At 48.7% G+C, this 16,271-nt stretch carries 14 protein-coding genes; all 14 read right to left on the bottom strand.

Annotated elements, in window-relative coordinates; genetic code table 11:
• Positions 1–117: 117 nt before the first annotated feature.
• Positions 118–1,266: a cell division protein FtsZ gene (gene ftsZ / locus C3B52_RS17380; RefSeq protein WP_103107669.1), complete on the bottom strand. Its 1,149-nt coding sequence runs from the start codon at positions 1,264–1,266 to the stop codon at positions 118–120.
• A gap of 211 nt (positions 1,267–1,477) precedes the next feature.
• Positions 1,478–2,746 carry a cell division protein FtsA gene (ftsA, locus tag C3B52_RS17385; protein ID WP_103107670.1) on the bottom strand — a complete coding sequence of 423 codons (1,269 nt, stop codon included), beginning with the start codon at positions 2,744–2,746 and terminating at the stop codon, positions 1,478–1,480.
• 140 nt (positions 2,747–2,886) lie between these two features.
• Positions 2,887–3,234, bottom strand: a complete 348-nt coding sequence (locus C3B52_RS17390) for a small basic family protein (RefSeq protein WP_049738524.1) — start codon at positions 3,232–3,234, stop codon at positions 2,887–2,889.
• Positions 3,235–3,236: 2 nt separating this feature from the next.
• Positions 3,237–3,983 carry a DUF881 domain-containing protein gene (locus C3B52_RS17395; RefSeq protein WP_103107671.1) on the bottom strand — a complete coding sequence of 249 codons (747 nt, stop codon included), beginning with the start codon at positions 3,981–3,983 and terminating at the stop codon, positions 3,237–3,239.
• Between the two features lie 19 nt (positions 3,984–4,002).
• On the bottom strand, positions 4,003–4,713 hold the full coding sequence (locus tag C3B52_RS17400; RefSeq protein WP_103107672.1) for a DUF881 domain-containing protein: 711 nt from the start codon (positions 4,711–4,713) through the stop codon (positions 4,003–4,005).
• 70 nt (positions 4,714–4,783) lie between these two features.
• Positions 4,784–5,578 carry a cell division protein FtsQ/DivIB gene (locus C3B52_RS17405; protein WP_103107673.1) on the bottom strand — a complete coding sequence of 265 codons (795 nt, stop codon included), beginning with the start codon at positions 5,576–5,578 and terminating at the stop codon, positions 4,784–4,786.
• Between the two features lie 154 nt (positions 5,579–5,732).
• On the bottom strand, positions 5,733–6,989 hold the full coding sequence (gene murA / locus C3B52_RS17410) for a UDP-N-acetylglucosamine 1-carboxyvinyltransferase (protein WP_103107674.1): 1,257 nt from the start codon (positions 6,987–6,989) through the stop codon (positions 5,733–5,735).
• Positions 6,990–7,004: 15 nt separating this feature from the next.
• A complete protein-coding gene (gene murB, locus C3B52_RS17415) occupies positions 7,005–7,910 on the bottom strand; it encodes a UDP-N-acetylmuramate dehydrogenase (RefSeq protein ID WP_103107675.1) in 906 nt (301 codons plus the stop codon).
• A 103-nt stretch (positions 7,911–8,013) separates the two neighbouring features.
• On the bottom strand, positions 8,014–9,117 hold the full coding sequence (murG, locus tag C3B52_RS17420; RefSeq protein ID WP_103107676.1) for an undecaprenyldiphospho-muramoylpentapeptide beta-N-acetylglucosaminyltransferase: 1,104 nt from the start codon (positions 9,115–9,117) through the stop codon (positions 8,014–8,016).
• A gap of 63 nt (positions 9,118–9,180) precedes the next feature.
• Positions 9,181–10,275 (bottom strand): stage V sporulation protein E, encoded by a 1,095-nt coding sequence (spoVE, locus tag C3B52_RS17425; protein WP_103107677.1) that lies wholly within the window; start codon positions 10,273–10,275, stop codon positions 9,181–9,183.
• Positions 10,276–10,341: 66 nt separating this feature from the next.
• Positions 10,342–11,706 carry a UDP-N-acetylmuramoyl-L-alanine--D-glutamate ligase gene (murD, locus tag C3B52_RS17430; protein WP_103107678.1) on the bottom strand — a complete coding sequence of 455 codons (1,365 nt, stop codon included), beginning with the start codon at positions 11,704–11,706 and terminating at the stop codon, positions 10,342–10,344.
• Entirely contained in the window at positions 11,703–12,674 is a 972-nt protein-coding gene (mraY, locus tag C3B52_RS17435) for a phospho-N-acetylmuramoyl-pentapeptide-transferase (RefSeq protein WP_103107679.1), read from the bottom strand. The genes murD and mraY overlap by 4 nt, the downstream gene beginning before the upstream one ends.
• 44 nt (positions 12,675–12,718) lie before the next feature.
• Entirely contained in the window at positions 12,719–14,197 is a 1,479-nt protein-coding gene (locus C3B52_RS17440; RefSeq protein ID WP_103107680.1) for a UDP-N-acetylmuramoyl-L-alanyl-D-glutamate--2,6-diaminopimelate ligase, read from the bottom strand.
• Positions 14,198–14,317: 120 nt separating this feature from the next.
• Entirely contained in the window at positions 14,318–16,246 is a 1,929-nt protein-coding gene (locus tag C3B52_RS17445) for a stage V sporulation protein D (RefSeq protein WP_103107681.1), read from the bottom strand.
• Positions 16,247–16,271: the final 25 nt, after the last annotated feature.

Below are 16,271 nucleotides of genomic sequence, written 5' to 3' on the forward strand. Positions count from 1 at the left end.
GTATGTTATCCAAAAAATTCCTTGAGAGATGCCTGTACAGCCCTCTCTCATTGCTTAGCCGATACAAAATAAAAAAGGCCCTGTCCCTTTTACGGAACAAGGCCTTGCCTGTCATCTTTACTTTTTGTTGCGTCGACGGTTGCGCAGGAATGCTGGAATATCCAAATTGTCCAGGTTGCTCATGGAGAAGAAGGATTTGTCGTCTTCCTCTTCTTTAGGGCGACTGTTGCTTGTGTTTGAGATTGGGGTTGGACGATTTCCAGACGTACTAATTGGTTGTTGCTGACGGCGTGGCGGCTCAGCTGCACGCTGTGCCTGCTCGAAGCCTGTTGCAATCACAGTCACAACCAGTTCGTTTTTCAGATCTTCGTTGATAATCGCACCGAAGATCATGTTTACATCCGGATCAGCCGCAGAAGAAACAATATCTGCTGCTTCGTTTACTTCATACAAGCTGAGGTTAGTACCACCAGCGATGTTCATGAGAACACCACGTGCACCATCAATGGAGTTTTCCAGAAGTGGGCTGGAAATCGCACGGCGAGCTGCTTCTGCTGCACGGTTTTCTCCACTGCCTACGCCGATCCCCATCAAAGCGGAGCCACGCTCTGTCATAATGGTTTTAACGTCAGCAAAGTCCAGGTTGATCAGTCCAGGTACCGCAATCAGGTCGGAAATCCCTTGGACACCCTGGCGCAAAATATTGTCTGCCTCGCGGAATGCTTCCAGCATAGGCGTATTTTTATCTACAATTTCCAACAAACGGTCATTCGGGATGACAATCAAGGTATCCACTTTTTCTTTCAAAGCTGCGATACCTACTTCGCCATGCTGGGAACGCTTGCGTCCCTCAAAGGAGAACGGACGAGTAACTACCCCTACTGTGAGAGCACCCAGTTCTTTTGCGATTTCCGCTACAACTGGTGCGGCACCAGTACCAGTTCCTCCACCCATACCAGCCGTTACGAACACCATGTCCGCACCGCGCAGGGCGTTTTCAATCAAATCGCGGCTTTCTTCAGCAGCTTTTTTTCCGATTTCCGGATTGGCACCTGCACCGAGACCACGAGTTAATTTTTCCCCAATTTGCAGCTTGATGTCTGCACTAGACAGTTGGAGTGCCTGTGCATCTGTGTTCAGGGTGATAAATTCTACCCCTTTCACACCGCTAGCGATCATACGGTTTACCGCGTTGCTACCGCCTCCACCGCAACCGATTACTTTAATTCGTGCAAAGGATTCCAAATCCATATCAAATTCCAGCATATTGCTAGTCCTCCCCAATTCAACATAAGAAAGCTCCGTGGATACGAAAACTTTATAACAAGCGTAGAAACATTCCGTTGATCCTCTCCACTTTTATTGGGAAACGAAATATCTCGATTCTCGCCAATTAGGTGTTAAAAAGCGGCAACGGTAAAGACTTTCTCTTGAAGCATCATCATAGGTGTGTTACCGCATTTTTGCGGAAAACAGTTTAAATGAACTCACTAAACCAATTTTTCATTTTTTCCATCAAACCGCCACCTTCTTTTGGCCTTGACACGGTTTGCTTCTCGCTGCTCTTGGTTACTTTGTTGCCTTTGAATGAGGGGGTGACGCTAACGCTGCGGCGCTCCATCAACTGCAAGGCATACTGAATCAAACCTACCCCAGTGGTGTAGGCAGGATCGCGGACTCCAATGTAATCCGGAATCGCGATTCGGACAGGAGCATCCAATTCTTCCTTTGCCAGTTCCAACATGCCTGGCATTGCCACTGTACCACCAGTCAGTACATAACCGCCTGCGATCTCGTCGCGATATCCCAGCTTGTAGACAGCCTGCTCCACTAGTTGGAATATTTCCGCAGCACGCGGCTCAATAATGCTGGCCAAATCCACTTGCGTAAACTGCTTTTCTACTTCGCTGCCAATCCGATTCACCTTGAATTTAACATCCTCTGATGCTTCGTCAATCAAGGCGCAGCCGTTTTTAACCTTAACGCGGTCTGCTACATCCGTGTGTGTGCGCAATCCCAGTGAAATGTCACTAGTAATGTGGTCGCCACCGATGCCGATCACGGTGGTTGCTGCCAGTTTTCCCTGTTCGAATACACCGATCGTGGTAGAACCCGCACCGATGTCGACTAAAACGACACCCATATTTTTGTCATCCTTGGAAAGAGCGACAGTGCTAGCTGCAAGTGGTTGCAAGAAAATACCTGCTACTCGCAAATTAGTTCTTTGGGTACAGCGAACAATGTTATGTACGACCGTTTTCAAACCGGTCACGATGGTTCCTTCCATTTCCAGTCGGACACCGATCATACCACGAGGGTCTTTTATACCACCTTGACCATCAACGATGTACTCCTTTGGTACTACCTCGATGATTTCACGGTCTGGTGGAATGGCAACAACCTTTGCTGCCTGAATTACGCGTTGGATGTCTTCTTCTCGTATCTCACGGTCTTCGCTGGATACAGCGACAACCCCTTGTGTTTCATGCAGCTCAATATGGTTTCCAGTAATCCCCACATATACATCTTCGATCGAAACATCAACCATGCGTTCAGCATGATCCACTGCTTCACGGATGGCATGCACGGTTTGGTCGATGTCGACGATCACACCCTTCTTAATCCCTTCTGAGTGCGATTGGCCGACGCCGATGATGTTGATGGAACCGTTGGTGATTTCGCCGATCATGACGCGGACTTTGGATGTTCCAATGTCTAGGCTGACGATGAGTTCATTGCTTACCAAACCTGTGACACCTCCCTTGCTACGTCTTTTGTCTTTCTAAGATGAGAACACCTGCATAATTTATTCCACACAGGACTACCATTCCCTTTTTTTCATCTTGAATTTTTGTAAAAAAATGACCATCTTCCCATTTCTTCGTTCTATTCTTGTTGATTTATCCAACGAGATAGAACAATCCTCCTAATGACCGCCAAATTGTTGAACAAACGCACACCAAAAGCTACGATTGCTGCCAAGTAGAGGTCGATACCCAAGAAAGCCCCGATAAAAGCAAGGCCCGCTGCAAAGAGCGTGTTGAAAAAGAATCCGGACATAAAAATCCGAACGTTAAAAGTGCGCTCAAGGAATGAACGAATCCCTCCAAAAATAGTATCTAATCCAGCCAAAAGCGCGATGGACAGATAGCTGCTATATTCCTGAGGCACACGCCAATCCAGCAAAAAGCCGACAGCGAGACCGACAATCAGTCCGATAAGCGGGAGCCACATGGTTACGAATCTCCTTTTTCTTTCACAGGTTTCATAAATTGAATGGAACGTGTTTCATTATTGGCGGAAATCATCAGCTTGTCCCGTTTTTCTGCCAGCACTTTTTTGTTTGCCAGCTGGAAGTTTTCCTCCACGCCTTCCAGCTTCATTGCTGACAGCAGAACGTCAGGTTCCCCCAATGCTTTTATTTCATACGGAGGCTTGATTGTCCTAGTATCAATCTGAATCACGTCCCCTACGTTGCGAATAGCGGAAGTGGATATTAAGCGATGACCGTTGATTGAGACAGCTTGTGCTCCATTGGCAAACAAAATATTGACCAACCAGCGCAAATCCTCATCATCAATTGTGTAATCACCTACAACCGGTACAGGCATGTGCTCGTCTAGGATGTGCTCATCCGGGATATGGGCATCGACTACTTCCAGTACAACACCTTCACCCTCTACGCCAACCATTCCAGCCATCCGTCGATTACGTGCCAGCTCCTCTTTCATTACGGAGATGCTTTCATCTTCGCTGAGCGAGGTTTCATACTGGTAATACAACTGATTGTACTTCGAAATGTCCGCCAGCAAGTTTTTATGCTTTTCCAGTTCCTTTTGCAGCGTCGTTCGAAGCTCTGCAATGCTCCTAGATTCTTTATGCACAGGATGTAAACTGCTTCGCAACTGAACAGTCAACATCACACCTATGATAGCACTAATAATGGCAAGAATAAATGTGATTTTACGGCTTTTTTGTAACATAGGTAAACGCATCCTTTAATTAGGAGTGTTTGGTTTTGGCGTCACCGACAAAAGCAGGTAATTGGACCCGGTCCTTTTTGGCTACGTCGATTTGCACAAAGTCCTGCAAGGAATGCAGCACCCCCCCTGGAAGATTCAATGCGCTCTCCATGGTACCAGGGTCCCCGATGGCAGTAACGACAAATGGCGCAGCTGATTTGATCCCATTGACAATAATGGTAGGTCCTACACAGCGAATAGATGAATTGCTAACCAATCTCTGACCGTTGATGCTGATTGCTTCAGCCCCTGCTGCTCGCAGCTCATTGACAACGAGGCGCACATCCTGCTCATGAACAATGTAATTAGCGATGTCAGCACTGTTCGCGGCATTTTGACTATCCTGCATCGTGATAATTATTCCGGGTCCCTCGACGGCAACCACTCCGGAAAGCATACGAGCTGCTTCCAGCTGGCTGAGTGTGTCCGCTGCCTCTGATTTACGCTCAGCCATTGCCTCCTCCACTTTGCTAACCTGACGCTGCAAGTCAATCAATTGATTTTCCAGATGCCTGTTTTGTTCTTTCTCTGACAGAATACGGTCATTCAATTGTGTTTCTTGCTGGAACAGCTGGTCATTGATTCGCTCCTTGCGCGTCAGCTTCGTGGTTTCAATCGAGGTGGCCACCAGAAAGCCGGTACAAAACGTCACAACGGTTAAATAAAGATGAAACTTACGGCGACGACTCATGTCTGCTTTCCCCTTTTTAAATATAGGCAAGTCCAAGTGCTTCCTCGCGTGCATACCTTGACAGAGCTATTTACTGTGGTTTTTGCGTTTGCTCTTCTCCGTTTTTCAGCGGAATGGCTTCACCCGTTGCCCCGTATGGAACAAACCAGGGCTGCTCAAACAAAGAGAGCACTCCTTTTGTATTTGCAGGCAGCTCCTTCGCAATCGCCGGATACCAGTTCAACATTTTGTCCAGCTTATACAAAACACTGCGTACCTCATTCCCATCTCGCATATACAAGGTAACGCGCTGTTTATCGTGGATCGTTGGCGTCAGCGTAATATCGGAAATCTCACCGAGCACTGCCGGAGTGAGGTTTGACAGCGATTTGGCGAGGTTTGGAAGCAGCTCAGGAGAGGGCCAGGAGCTGATCAAGGGCCTGTCCACTACACGGTCAGCAAAATTGACTTCCTTGAGGACGAATCCTGTCTCCAATAGAGGGTAACGCGCCCCATCCTGACCATTCCAAAAAGCGACTCGCTTAATTTCTGTCACATGTAGCATAATCACTCCCGGAAAGGATCGGCTAATCGTTACTTCTTTGATTCCCGCCAAAGGTTTCAGGCTGCTCTGTACACTACTCTCCCACACATTGAGAAATTGCATATCCTTGGTTAAGCCCGATTGCCTAACAATTTGTTCTGTGGAATAAATATCATTCCCGAACACCTGAATTTCCTGTACTTTGCTGTACGGCGATCGAATAAAAACAATAATAAGAACGGTAAGAAAAAATAAGAGAAGCAAAAAGACCAGTTTGCGGTTTCCCCTTCTTCGGGGGCGTTGCTGTTTGACTTGCGGAATACGTTCCTCAATTACCGCCATGGCCGTACCTTCCTCGTTCATACTAGGCTTTGCGCCTGCAAGATTATCACGGACTATCTTTGATGCTTGTGCAAAAACCTGACAGAATGGAAAAAAATGTAATTATACAAAACAGGGAAAGCGGCATAGCAGTATGCCGCTTATCTACCCTCGGTTATATCGACACCCGTGAAATATCGGCACCTAGTTGACTCAATTGCTGTTCCAAGCGTTCATATCCCCGGTCGATATGGTGGATCTGATTCACCGTAGTAGTCCCTTCTGCTGCAAGTCCCGCAAGAACTAAAGCTGCTCCTGCTCGAAGATCCGTCGCTTCCACATTCGTAGCCGTCAATTTGCCAACGCCACGAATAATAGCGGAGCCCAGATCAACGTATATGGAGGCGCCCATTCGCGCCAATTCATTCACATGTTTGAATCTTCCTTCAAAAATCGTTTCTTTAATGACACTCGTTCCCCTCGCCTGTGACAAAAACACCATCAGCTGCGCCTGTAAATCAGTGGGAAACCCAGGAAATGGCGAGGTGATGATCCGGTCGTAGGCACGTGGACGCGAGGTGCATTTGATTTCCATTATATCATGGCGGGTCTTGATTTCAACACCACAGCTACGGGCAACCTCAATCAATGCTGTTAGATGTTCAGGAAGTGTGTTCGTTAGCTCGACATGCCCTTGCGAGACGCCGACTGCCAGTAAGTAGGTTCCTGTAACAATACGATCCGGAATAATCCGATAGCTCACTGATCGAAGCCTGGGTACGCCACTTATTTCTATCGTGTCTGTACCCGCACCGCGGATACGGGCGCCCATCGCATTCAAAAAGTTTTGCAGATCGATAATCTCCGGCTCTCTAGCAGCATTGCAAATGCGAGTTGTGCCTTTTGCCAGCACTGCCGCCATCATAATGTTTTCCGTTGCGCCCACACTGGGGAAGGAAAGAAAGATATTGGTCCCGCGTAATTGCTTCGCCCGAAATGTAATGTAGCCTTCCGATTCTTCAATCTTGGCTCCGAGCGCAGTTAAGCCCGATAGATGAAGATCGATTCTGCGCTCTCCAATGTCGCACCCACCTGGTCTGGAAATGGTTACCTCACCCAATCTAGCCAAGAGAGGTCCAGCCAAAAAAATAGAAGATCGCATTTGGCTCATCAGGTTATCTGGTATTAGCGGGACGGAGACAGACGACGTATCAAGATCAACACAACTGTCCTCATGCTTCGTTTTCGCCCCCAGCGACGTGAGGATCTCCAGCATAACCTTAATATCTTTTAGATGGGGAACGTCATAGATATAGAATTGCCCTTCCGCCAGCACAGCGGCTGCAAGTATAGGAAGAGCAGCGTTCTTAGCTCCTTGGATCCGAAGCGAACCGGACAGAGGTCTTCCGCCTTCGATCGCAAAAGTCTCCAAACTTTCACCTCCGTGTTACCCCTCGCCCACCACCAGGACTTCCGGGTGCAGGTCAACCCCGTTTTTCTCGAGGATCGTGCTCCGTACATGGTTGATCAAGGTGAGGACGTCGGTAGCCGTGGCTCCCCCACAATTCACGATGAAGTTAGAATGTTTTTCCGAAACCTGAGCTCCTCCAATGCGGTATCCTTTGAGTCCTGCTGCTTCAATCAAGCGTCCAGCATGGTCCCCAGGCGGATTGCGAAACACGCTGCCGGCACACGGCATTTGCAGTGGCTGTGTTAGGCGCCGTCTGTCTTTGTTTGCAGCGAGAGTTGCGGCAATCTCCTTACGATCACCAGCGCGCAATTGAAACCTAGCTTCCAGCACGATCCCTTTTTGCTTTTGCAGCAAGGACGTCCGATAGCTAAAGCTCAGTTCTTCGTTCGTCAACACCTTACATTCGCCGTTTTCGAAGAGGATCTCGGCTTCAATAAGAATACGTGAAAGATCAGATCCGTGTGCCCCAGCATTCATGTAGACGGCACCGCCTACTGTACCAGGAATCCCTCCTGCAAACTCCATACCTGTTAATCCCATCTTGCCTGTCTCCACCGCCAGGCGGATCATGGAATATCCGGCACCCACACACACCTCTTCGCCCTTGAACTCACAGTGGCTAAGTCCCTCTGCCACCTTGAGCACGGCTCCTCGAATCCCTCCGTCCCTCACCAGAAGGTTGGAACCGCGCCCGATTACATTCCAAGGAACTTCATGGCGATGCAGAATCTGCAAGGCTGTTTTCAAGGATGCTTTATCCTTGGGCTGGATTAACAAGTCAGCAGGACCCCCAATCCGCCAAGTCGTATGATTGGCGAGAGGTTCATCAGTCCACACTTTTTCGATTCCCGCTTTCTTCAACTCATCTGCGATTTGTTTCATCTTGTGAACCTCCTGATACAATTGCTAGGTCGGACCTAGGTCTTCTCACGTGTTTGCTCTATACTATGCATACGCCCAGATAGCGTGACAGTCGCCCATCCGATCATTTCTTGCGAGCAATCGCTGCCAGCTGTCCTACAATTTCTGTCGCTGCGTTAGGCATTCCTAGAGATAGAGAGGACTTCTTCATTTGCTCCCATCGCTTCGCATCACCAAGCAGTGCAGACAATGCTTGCAGCAGACTCTCTCCGGTCAAATCCCGCTCTACAATGACTTGCGCCGCTCCCGCTTTTTCCAGGCCACGAGCATTTTTTTCCTGATGGTTATTCGTTACATAAGGAGACGGAATCAAAATCGCCGGAACCCCAAGAGCCGTCACTTCTGCCAGGGTTGATGCCCCAGCGCGTCCTACCAGTATATGGGTTGCCGCTAAAACATCCGGCATATTGTGGACGAAAGGAAGCACCGTAATGTTCGTGGAAATATCGTCCATTTGCTCTAGCTCAGCAGAAATCTTCTCGTAGTGCACGTCCCCTGTTACATACACAAAATGAGTATCGGTAAAATTGCGCAGCTGCAACGCCATGGCGACCACCGCTTCGTTGATTGCCCGAGCACCGCGGCTGCCCCCGAAAATCAATACGATTTTTTTACCTGCATCCACGCCCAAAAAGCTACGACCCGCATCTGCATTCCCGTGCATGACCTCTGTCGCACGCGGATTCCCGGTCAGCACCGTTTTGGACGAGGGGAAAAAGGCTAGAGACTCGGAAAACGAAACAGCTACCTTGGTAACCGATCGAGACAAAAATTTGTTGGTCAGGCCCGGCACCACATTTTGCTCGTGAATCATGGTAGGGATTCCAAGCTTCGCTGCTGCGTAAACAACTGGACCGCATACGTAGCCACCTGTACCAATAACGACATCTGGTCGAAACTCGCGGAGCATTTTTTTTGAATCGGCTACTGCCCGAAAAAATTTCCAAAGCGTCTTCACATTATCCAGAGTCAGCTTTCTTTTTAAACCGCTGATCTCGACGGACTGAAACGGAATTTCTGTACGTGGAACCAGCTGTGCTTCCAGCCCATGCTTACTGCCGATATACAAAAAGGCAGCCTGCGGATGTTGGCGAGAAACTTCTCTCGCCACCGCAAGCGCCGGATAAATATGCCCACCTGTGCCACCGCCTGTTAGGACGACGCGCATACGATCACACCTTCCATAAACGTTGCTCTATGTTACTTCGTCTTACTCCATCATAAGCGTTTTTTATCGCGAAAACCGCGAAATATTTAACAAGACTCCGACACCTGTCAGCATTAGCGTCAATGATGATCCACCATAGCTTAAAAAAGGCAGCGTGATGCCCGTTACAGGAAACATCCCGGTAACGACCCCGATATTAATGACGACCTGAATCGCGATCATCCCGATAATTCCGAGCGCGAGAAGACTGCCGAATAAATCTGGCGCCGTTATCGCCGTTCTCATTCCTCGCCACAACAGCAGCAGGAACAAAAGGAGAATCAACGTCCCACCTATGAAGCCCAGCTCCTCAGCCACAATGGAAAAAATAAAATCATTGTATGGCTCTGGAAGATACAAATGCTTTTGTCTGCTCTGACCAAGGCCTAAACCCAAAAGCCCTCCTGGACCAATAGCGTACAATGACTGGATAATTTGATACCCCGTGTCAAGCGGGTCTGACCACGGATCGAGAAAGGAGGTGATCCGCTTGATCCGATAGGGTGCTGATAAGACCAATCCGATAAAACCAGCTACGCCAAGCATGCCAAGACCAGCAAAATGGCTTACCCTTGCTCCGGAGGCAAAAATCATGATAACTGCCGTACCCATCAATACCGTTCCTGTTCCGAGGTCAGGCTGCAGCATGATCAGCCCGAAGCACACAGTCGGAATACCTAGAGCAGGAACCAACCCCTTGCGAAACAGGACGATTTGCTTTTGGTTGTCTGACAGCCACTTCGCCAGGAAGGCAACGACACCCAGCTTGGCAAATTCACCCGGCTGAATCCCGAATGCGCCAAACCCGAGCCAGCTTTTTGAACCGTTCACTTCAATCCCGATAATCAAAACTAGTACGAGAAGACCCAAGCTCGCGATAAACCCTACTTTGGCCCACTGCTTCCAAACCCAGTAGTCGATGTTCATCGTAATGTACATAGATGTAATACCGAGCAGCGCGAAGATCAATTGGCGCTTGGCAAAAAAGTAAGGATCGGAAAAAGGCGGCTTTTGAGCCACAATCGCACTGGCGCTGTACACCATCACGATGCCAATTCCCAATAAAAAAAGTGTTGCAAAAATAATTACAAAGTCGGGGGCAGAGCGTACCTTGCTCATTGTGCCAGGTCATCCTTTCTCACGCCGTCCCGATCAATAAGTTCTACCATGAAGCAGTCTGGGACGTTATGCTAGGCTTGTTTTAAGTCTATGCACGCCGTCCTTAAACATGCTCCCCCTGACCTCAAACGAAGGAAACATGTCCCAGCTCGCACACGCCGGGCTCAGTAAAACCACATCCCCTGGTTGTGCTAATTGCGAAGCAGCAAGAACGGCTTTGTCCACAGTATCGACACGGATTCGCTCATTAATCCCTGCTTCTTCTGCCCGTTCTAGCAAAATAGGTGCCGTTTCACCGATCGCAACTACTGCTTTGACCCTGCCAGAGATCACAGGGAGCAATTCTCGAAAGTCTACTCCCCGATCAAGTCCTCCGCATATCCAAACAACCGGCTCCTTGCACGCCTGTAAAGCCCTGGAAGCCGCTTCCGGATTGGTTGCCTTTGAATCATTAAAATAGTTGACACCATTAATCGATGCTACAAACTCCATCCGATGCTCTACTCCCGCAAAGGTAGAAAGAACGGTAACAATCGATTGCTTGTCCGCTCCTGCCAAGAGCGTCACCAGGATCGCTGCCAATGCGTTGTCCACATGGGGTACAGTAATGTCCTTGACCGCCATGATCTCTTCAACACGGCCCTCTCCATCCGCGTACACAATCATTCCGTCTTTTACATAAGCACCCCTGGACACTTCCTGCGTTTTGCTAAAGAAATATGTACGAGCAGCCAAATGTCCACACTGATTCACTATCTCAGACTGGTCGTAGGGAAGAATGGCGACATCCTCCTCTGTCTGATTCGCAAACAGCTTCAGCTTTGCATCCAAATACTCTTCCATCGAATGATGGTAGTCCAGATGCGCCGGATACAGGTTTAACAGGACCCCGATATGTGGACGGAACTCTTTTGTTCCCATCAATTGAAAGCTGCTCAGCTCCGCTACCAGCCATTCATCCGGCTGAGCTGTTTCCGCAAGCCCGCACAATACTGTTCCAATGTTTCCGCCGACCATAGACGAAATATTGGCCTGCTTCAAGATGAGACCAACTAGCGTCGTTGTCGTAGTCTTTCCGTTGGAGCCGGTGATCCCGATAATCGGCGCTTTCGCGATTTTGTACGCAAGCTCTACCTCTGTAACTACCGGAATCCCCAGTTCAAGCGCACGAGCTACCGGTGCAGCTTCATAGGGTATCCCCGGGTTTTTGACCAGAAGAGACACTCCCGAATGTACGAGATCATCCGGATGATAGCCGCAAATTACGGTGATGCCAAGCGCCTCCAGCTCTTCTGCTCCTGGCGATTCTTCGCGCGGCTTACGGTCATTGACGACGACATGCGCACCAAAGCGGTGTAACAGCTTTGCCACTGCCACACCGCTTTTAGCCATTCCTAAGACGACAACTTGTTTATCTTGATAGTCCATCATCTGATTGTCACCACCTCAAGGTATACACCCAGTCCAGCAAAAAAGATTCCCACCAGCCAAAAAGTCACAACGACTCGCCACTCAGACCAGCCCGTGAGTTCGAAATGGTGATGAAGAGGACTCATGCGGAAAATCCGCTTTCCTCTCGTTTTAAAAGAAATGACCTGAATGATTACAGAAAGCGTCTCAACAACAAACACGCCACCAATGATCGCTAAAAGCAGCTCGGTTTTCGTCATTATCGCGATTGCTGCAAGAGCACCCCCCAGCCCCAATGAGCCTGTATCACCCATGAATACTCGCGCTGGATGAGCGTTGAAGACGAGGAACCCTAATACCGCACCGACCACGGCTGCACTGAAAATAGCCGTATCGTAATCCTGTCCAAACCAGGCAATAATCGCATACGCGCCAAAGGCAATTGCGCCTGTCCCCGCCAGCAATCCGTCCAAGCCGTCGGTAATGTTGACAGCATTAGTCGTCCCCACTAGAAGGAATAAGAGGAACGGGAAGTAAAAATAACCAAGCTCAAGCTTCCATTCCGTGCCTGGAAAATGCAGCGATGTATCATGTCCCATCATGTACAACAGAATATAGGCACCAATACCGAGCAAAATTTGACCTGCGAATTTTTGCTTTGCCGTCAAACCCAGATTGCGTTTCTTTCTGATTTTAATATAGTCATCCAAAAATCCGATCAAACCGTAACCGAGTGTCACCAAGAGCAAAAAATACACTTTCATTCCCACATTGGCAAACTTCAGTACCGTAAAAATGAGTGCCAAAAGAATGATGGTTCCCCCCATCGTAGGGGTTCCTGCCTTCTTATAATGGGACTGTGGTCCTTCTTCCCGGATTGCCTGCCCAAACTTCAGACGGCGAAGGAACGGGATAAATAGTGGTCCGATAAGTACAGCGATGAGAAACGCGGCGACGATCGTGACGATGAGTACGTTGTCAGCGAACATGCCCGAACCTCCTTTCTTTCGATGCTATTTGAATGCATCTGTCTTTATTCTTGGTTGTACCGGGCGATCGCTTCACGTGCTACCTCACGATCGTCGAAGGGCAATACTTCCGATTTAATAATCTGGTACGTTTCATGACCTTTTCCTGCGATCAGGATGACATCCTCAGCTTTTGCAAGTGAAACCGCATGACTAATAGCTTCACGTCTGTCGACAACGGACGTATAGCTGTCTTTTGGTACTGCAGTAAGGCCTGCCAGCATATCGTCGATAATCGCCTGCGGCTCCTCAGAGCGAGGATTATCTGATGTTAAGACGGTCATATCCGCATACTTTGTTGCAATCTGTGCCATTATTGGGCGCTTGGTACGATCGCGATCTCCGCCGCAGCCAACGACACAGAAAATCCGCCCTTTGGCAAATTCCTTTACAGTCATCAGAGCGTTTTCCAAGCTGTCCGGTGTATGTGAATAATCGACCAGTACGGCAAACGGCTGACCTGCTTCAACAGCCTCAAATCGCCCATTTACACCAGCTACGGCTTCCAGACTGGCTTTGATATCTTCCAGTTTGATTCCTTCAGCCAATGTAACCGCGATTGCTGCAAGTGCGTTATATACATTGAACTTACCCATCATCCGCAGGTTAAAGCGAATTCTGCCAGCAAACGTATGGGCTGTAAAAGAAGTACCCTTGCTCGTAATTTCAATATCAGTGGCCCGCACATCAGCCGCTCGATCAATTCCATAAGTGACGACTCTGGCAGGAGTAACAGTCGCATACAGCTCTGAGGCATCGTCATCTGCGTTTAATACAGCCGTCTTGATACTATCAGGATCGTACGTATTCCCGAGCTGAGAAAAGAGCAGAGATTTTGCATAGCGATAGTTATCCATCGTTTTGTGGTAATCCAGGTGATCCTGCGTCAGGTTCGTAAACACGGCAGTATGGATATTGCAGCCGCGTACTCGCCCCAGCTCAAGGGCATGTGAGGACACCTCGATTATCGCGTAGTCTGTGTTCACATCGCACATGCGACGGAAGCTTCGCTGTAGGTCTACTGCGTCAGGAGTCGTATTTTTTACTTCTTCTGTGACATCGCCAATCCTCATGTGAATCGTACCGATCAACCCAGTTTGTTTGCGCTGATCACGCAAAATCTTGTCGATCAGATGAGTAGTGGTCGTCTTTCCATTAGTCCCAGTCACACCAATCACTTTCAATTCACGTGTGGGAGAACCGAAAATACGATCAGCCAGCATCGCCATTGCCCGCCGAGTATCCGGCACTTTGACAATGGTTGCTGGCACGTCCAGATCTTTTTCGGATAGCACAGCAACGGCTCCGTTGTTAACCGCTTGAGCCGCAAACGTATGTCCATCCACGGTATACCCAGTCAGACAAACAAACAAGAAGCCGGGTTTAACCTGGCGCGAGTCTGCTGTCAAACCAGTAATCTCCATGCTGTCATCCCCTGTAACCTGATATGGCAACAGCGGCATGAGCAGATCCCGTAGAAACATGAAACAGGCACCCCATTCTCCAACTAGTATAGACAAAAATTTACCAATTTGTACAAGCACAAAGACAGAGCGTCCGTAGACAAGCCTACTTCCCTCCGCCTTCGAAATCTCATTTTATAGCTAATTGTTCAATTTGTCACCAAGATGGATACGAATTTTTCCGCCCTCTTCGATTTTTACACCAGCAGCGGGCGATTGAGCGATGACGTACTTTCCTTTTCCCGATACAACCAGAGGGAGAGTCTCGTACGTTGTGACGACATCCTTCATTGTTTGACCTACCATATTGGGCACCTCTATCGGTTCTTTTTCACCAAGTGCCTTGTTGATCTCCTTGGAAATGCCGTCCTTGCGTTTTGGAACATCCAAATGCTGCAAAGAGGACTCAATGATGCTTTTCACGCTTGGGGCTGCGATCAAGCCACCAAATGCGAGAGCCTTCGGATTATCGACGGCAAAATAGACGAGGATTTGCGGATCATCTGCTGGGGCAAAGCCAATAAACGAAACAATATACTCTCCGTCCATGTAGCGCCCGTTCTTTACTTTTTGCGCCGTACCTGTCTTTCCGCCTACGCGGTAGCCTTCAATATAGGCCTTGTTACCTGTTCCCCGAGCGACAACACTTTCCAGTGCGTAACGGACCTTGGCTGAGGTTTCTTCCGTAATGACTTGGCGTACTTCTGTCGGGACCGTCATGCCTATGACGTCATGAGTAATGCCATCACGCCACTCTTTGGCGACATAAGGCTTCATCAGCTTGCCACCGTTGATTGCTGCAGCCACAGCAGCCATCTGCTGGATCGGGGTAACCGAAACCCCCTGCCCAAATGAAGTCGTGCCTAATTCCACGGGACCCACACGATTCAGATTGAATAACAAGCCATTCTCTTCGCCTATGAGGTCAATGCCTGTCTTTTGTCCAAAGCCAAATTTCTTGATGTATTCAAACAAGCGCTCTTTTTGCAGTCGTTGTCCCATCGTCACAAAGCCTGGGTTACACGAGTTCTCCACAACCTCAAGCATCGTCTCCTGACCGTGTCCCTGCCGTTTCCAGCAGCGCAATCGCTTGCCTGCGACGTTGATAAACCCGGGATCGTAGAAGCCTTCATTCAGGGTAATGACGCTCTCATTGAGCGCTGCAGCCAAGGTTACAATCTTAAAGGTAGAACCAGGCTCATACGTTTTCCAGATGGGCAAATTTCGGTTGTATACTTCAACCGGATAGTTCCTGTATTGATCAGGCTGAAACGTAGGACGACTGCCCATTCCTAAAATCTCACCCGTCTTTGGGTTCATGGCGATCGCCAGCACATCATCTGGCTGATAGGCAACTACCGCTTGATCCAGCTCACGTTCAATAAAGGACTGTATGGTAGAATCGAGCGTTAAATACATATCCATGCCGCTGACTGGGGCTACATAGTCTTCGGAACCACCTGGCATGACACGTCCTTTGGCATCAGATGGATACGAAATATGTCCTTTCGTTCCGTTTAGGAAAGGGTCATAAATTTTTTCCAGACCAGTCAAGCCTTGATTGTCAATCCCGGTGAAGCCCAAAATGTGTGCAGCCATTGTCCCGTTCGGATAAAATCTCTTCGTGTCGCCGGCTAAGTAAATTCCAGGCATATTCAGCTCTTGGATCTTTTTAGCCTTTTCGACCGAAATCTTTTTTCCCCCGGGTATCTGGTTATTGCTCATCGCTTTTTTCGTAATGGCTTTGTAGACGTCTTCTTCTTTTTGTTCCAGGATCACAGAGAGCTGTTTGGCTGTCTCTTTCGGGTCTTTTATTTGCGCGGGTACTGCTACAATCGTCGGCACACTCATATTGGAAACGAGTTCATTGCCATTTCGATCGAGAATACGCCCTCGATTCGGCTTGAAGTCAATCTCGCGGTTCAAAAGATCATCTGCCATCTGAGCAAGCCCTGGTCCTTCCACTAATTGCACGTACCCAAGACGGGTAATGAGCGCAGAATACAGCACAATCCCAATGATTAAAACCACAAAAATCCGGCGGCGTACAGTTGCATTGGATACCCGCAAAGCGAGTCCCCCCTCGAATAGGTTG

This window comes from Brevibacillus reuszeri (genome assembly GCF_002897295.1).
Classification (GTDB): Bacteria; Bacillota; Bacilli; order Brevibacillales; family Brevibacillaceae; genus Brevibacillus; species Brevibacillus reuszeri_A.

What these genes read in the sequence shown, in the direction of transcription:
- C3B52_RS17400 (WP_103107672.1), bottom strand. Translation starts at nt 4,713, where the DNA reads ATGAGTCGTCGCCGTAAGTTTCATCTTTATTTAACCGTTGTGACGTTT.
- murG (WP_103107676.1), bottom strand. Translation starts at nt 9,117, where the DNA reads ATGCGCGTCGTCCTAACAGGCGGTGGCACAGGTGGGCATATTTATCCG.
- ftsZ (WP_103107669.1), bottom strand. Translation starts at nt 1,266, where the DNA reads ATGCTGGAATTTGATATGGATTTGGAATCCTTTGCACGAATTAAAGTA.
- murB (WP_103107675.1), bottom strand. Translation starts at nt 7,910, where the DNA reads ATGAAACAAATCGCAGATGAGTTGAAGAAAGCGGGAATCGAAAAAGTG.
- C3B52_RS17405 (WP_103107673.1), bottom strand. Translation starts at nt 5,578, where the DNA reads ATGGCGGTAATTGAGGAACGTATTCCGCAAGTCAAACAGCAACGCCCC.
- mraY (WP_103107679.1), bottom strand. Translation starts at nt 12,674, where the DNA reads ATGTTCGCTGACAACGTACTCATCGTCACGATCGTCGCCGCGTTTCTC.
- C3B52_RS17395 (WP_103107671.1), bottom strand. Translation starts at nt 3,983, where the DNA reads ATGTTACAAAAAAGCCGTAAAATCACATTTATTCTTGCCATTATTAGT.
- spoVE (WP_103107677.1), bottom strand. Translation starts at nt 10,275, where the DNA reads ATGAGCAAGGTACGCTCTGCCCCCGACTTTGTAATTATTTTTGCAACA.
- murD (WP_103107678.1), bottom strand. Translation starts at nt 11,706, where the DNA reads ATGATGGACTATCAAGATAAACAAGTTGTCGTCTTAGGAATGGCTAAA.
- C3B52_RS17440 (WP_103107680.1), bottom strand. Translation starts at nt 14,197, where the DNA reads ATGTTTCTACGGGATCTGCTCATGCCGCTGTTGCCATATCAGGTTACA.
- C3B52_RS17390 (WP_049738524.1), bottom strand. Translation starts at nt 3,234, where the DNA reads ATGTGGCTCCCGCTTATCGGACTGATTGTCGGTCTCGCTGTCGGCTTT.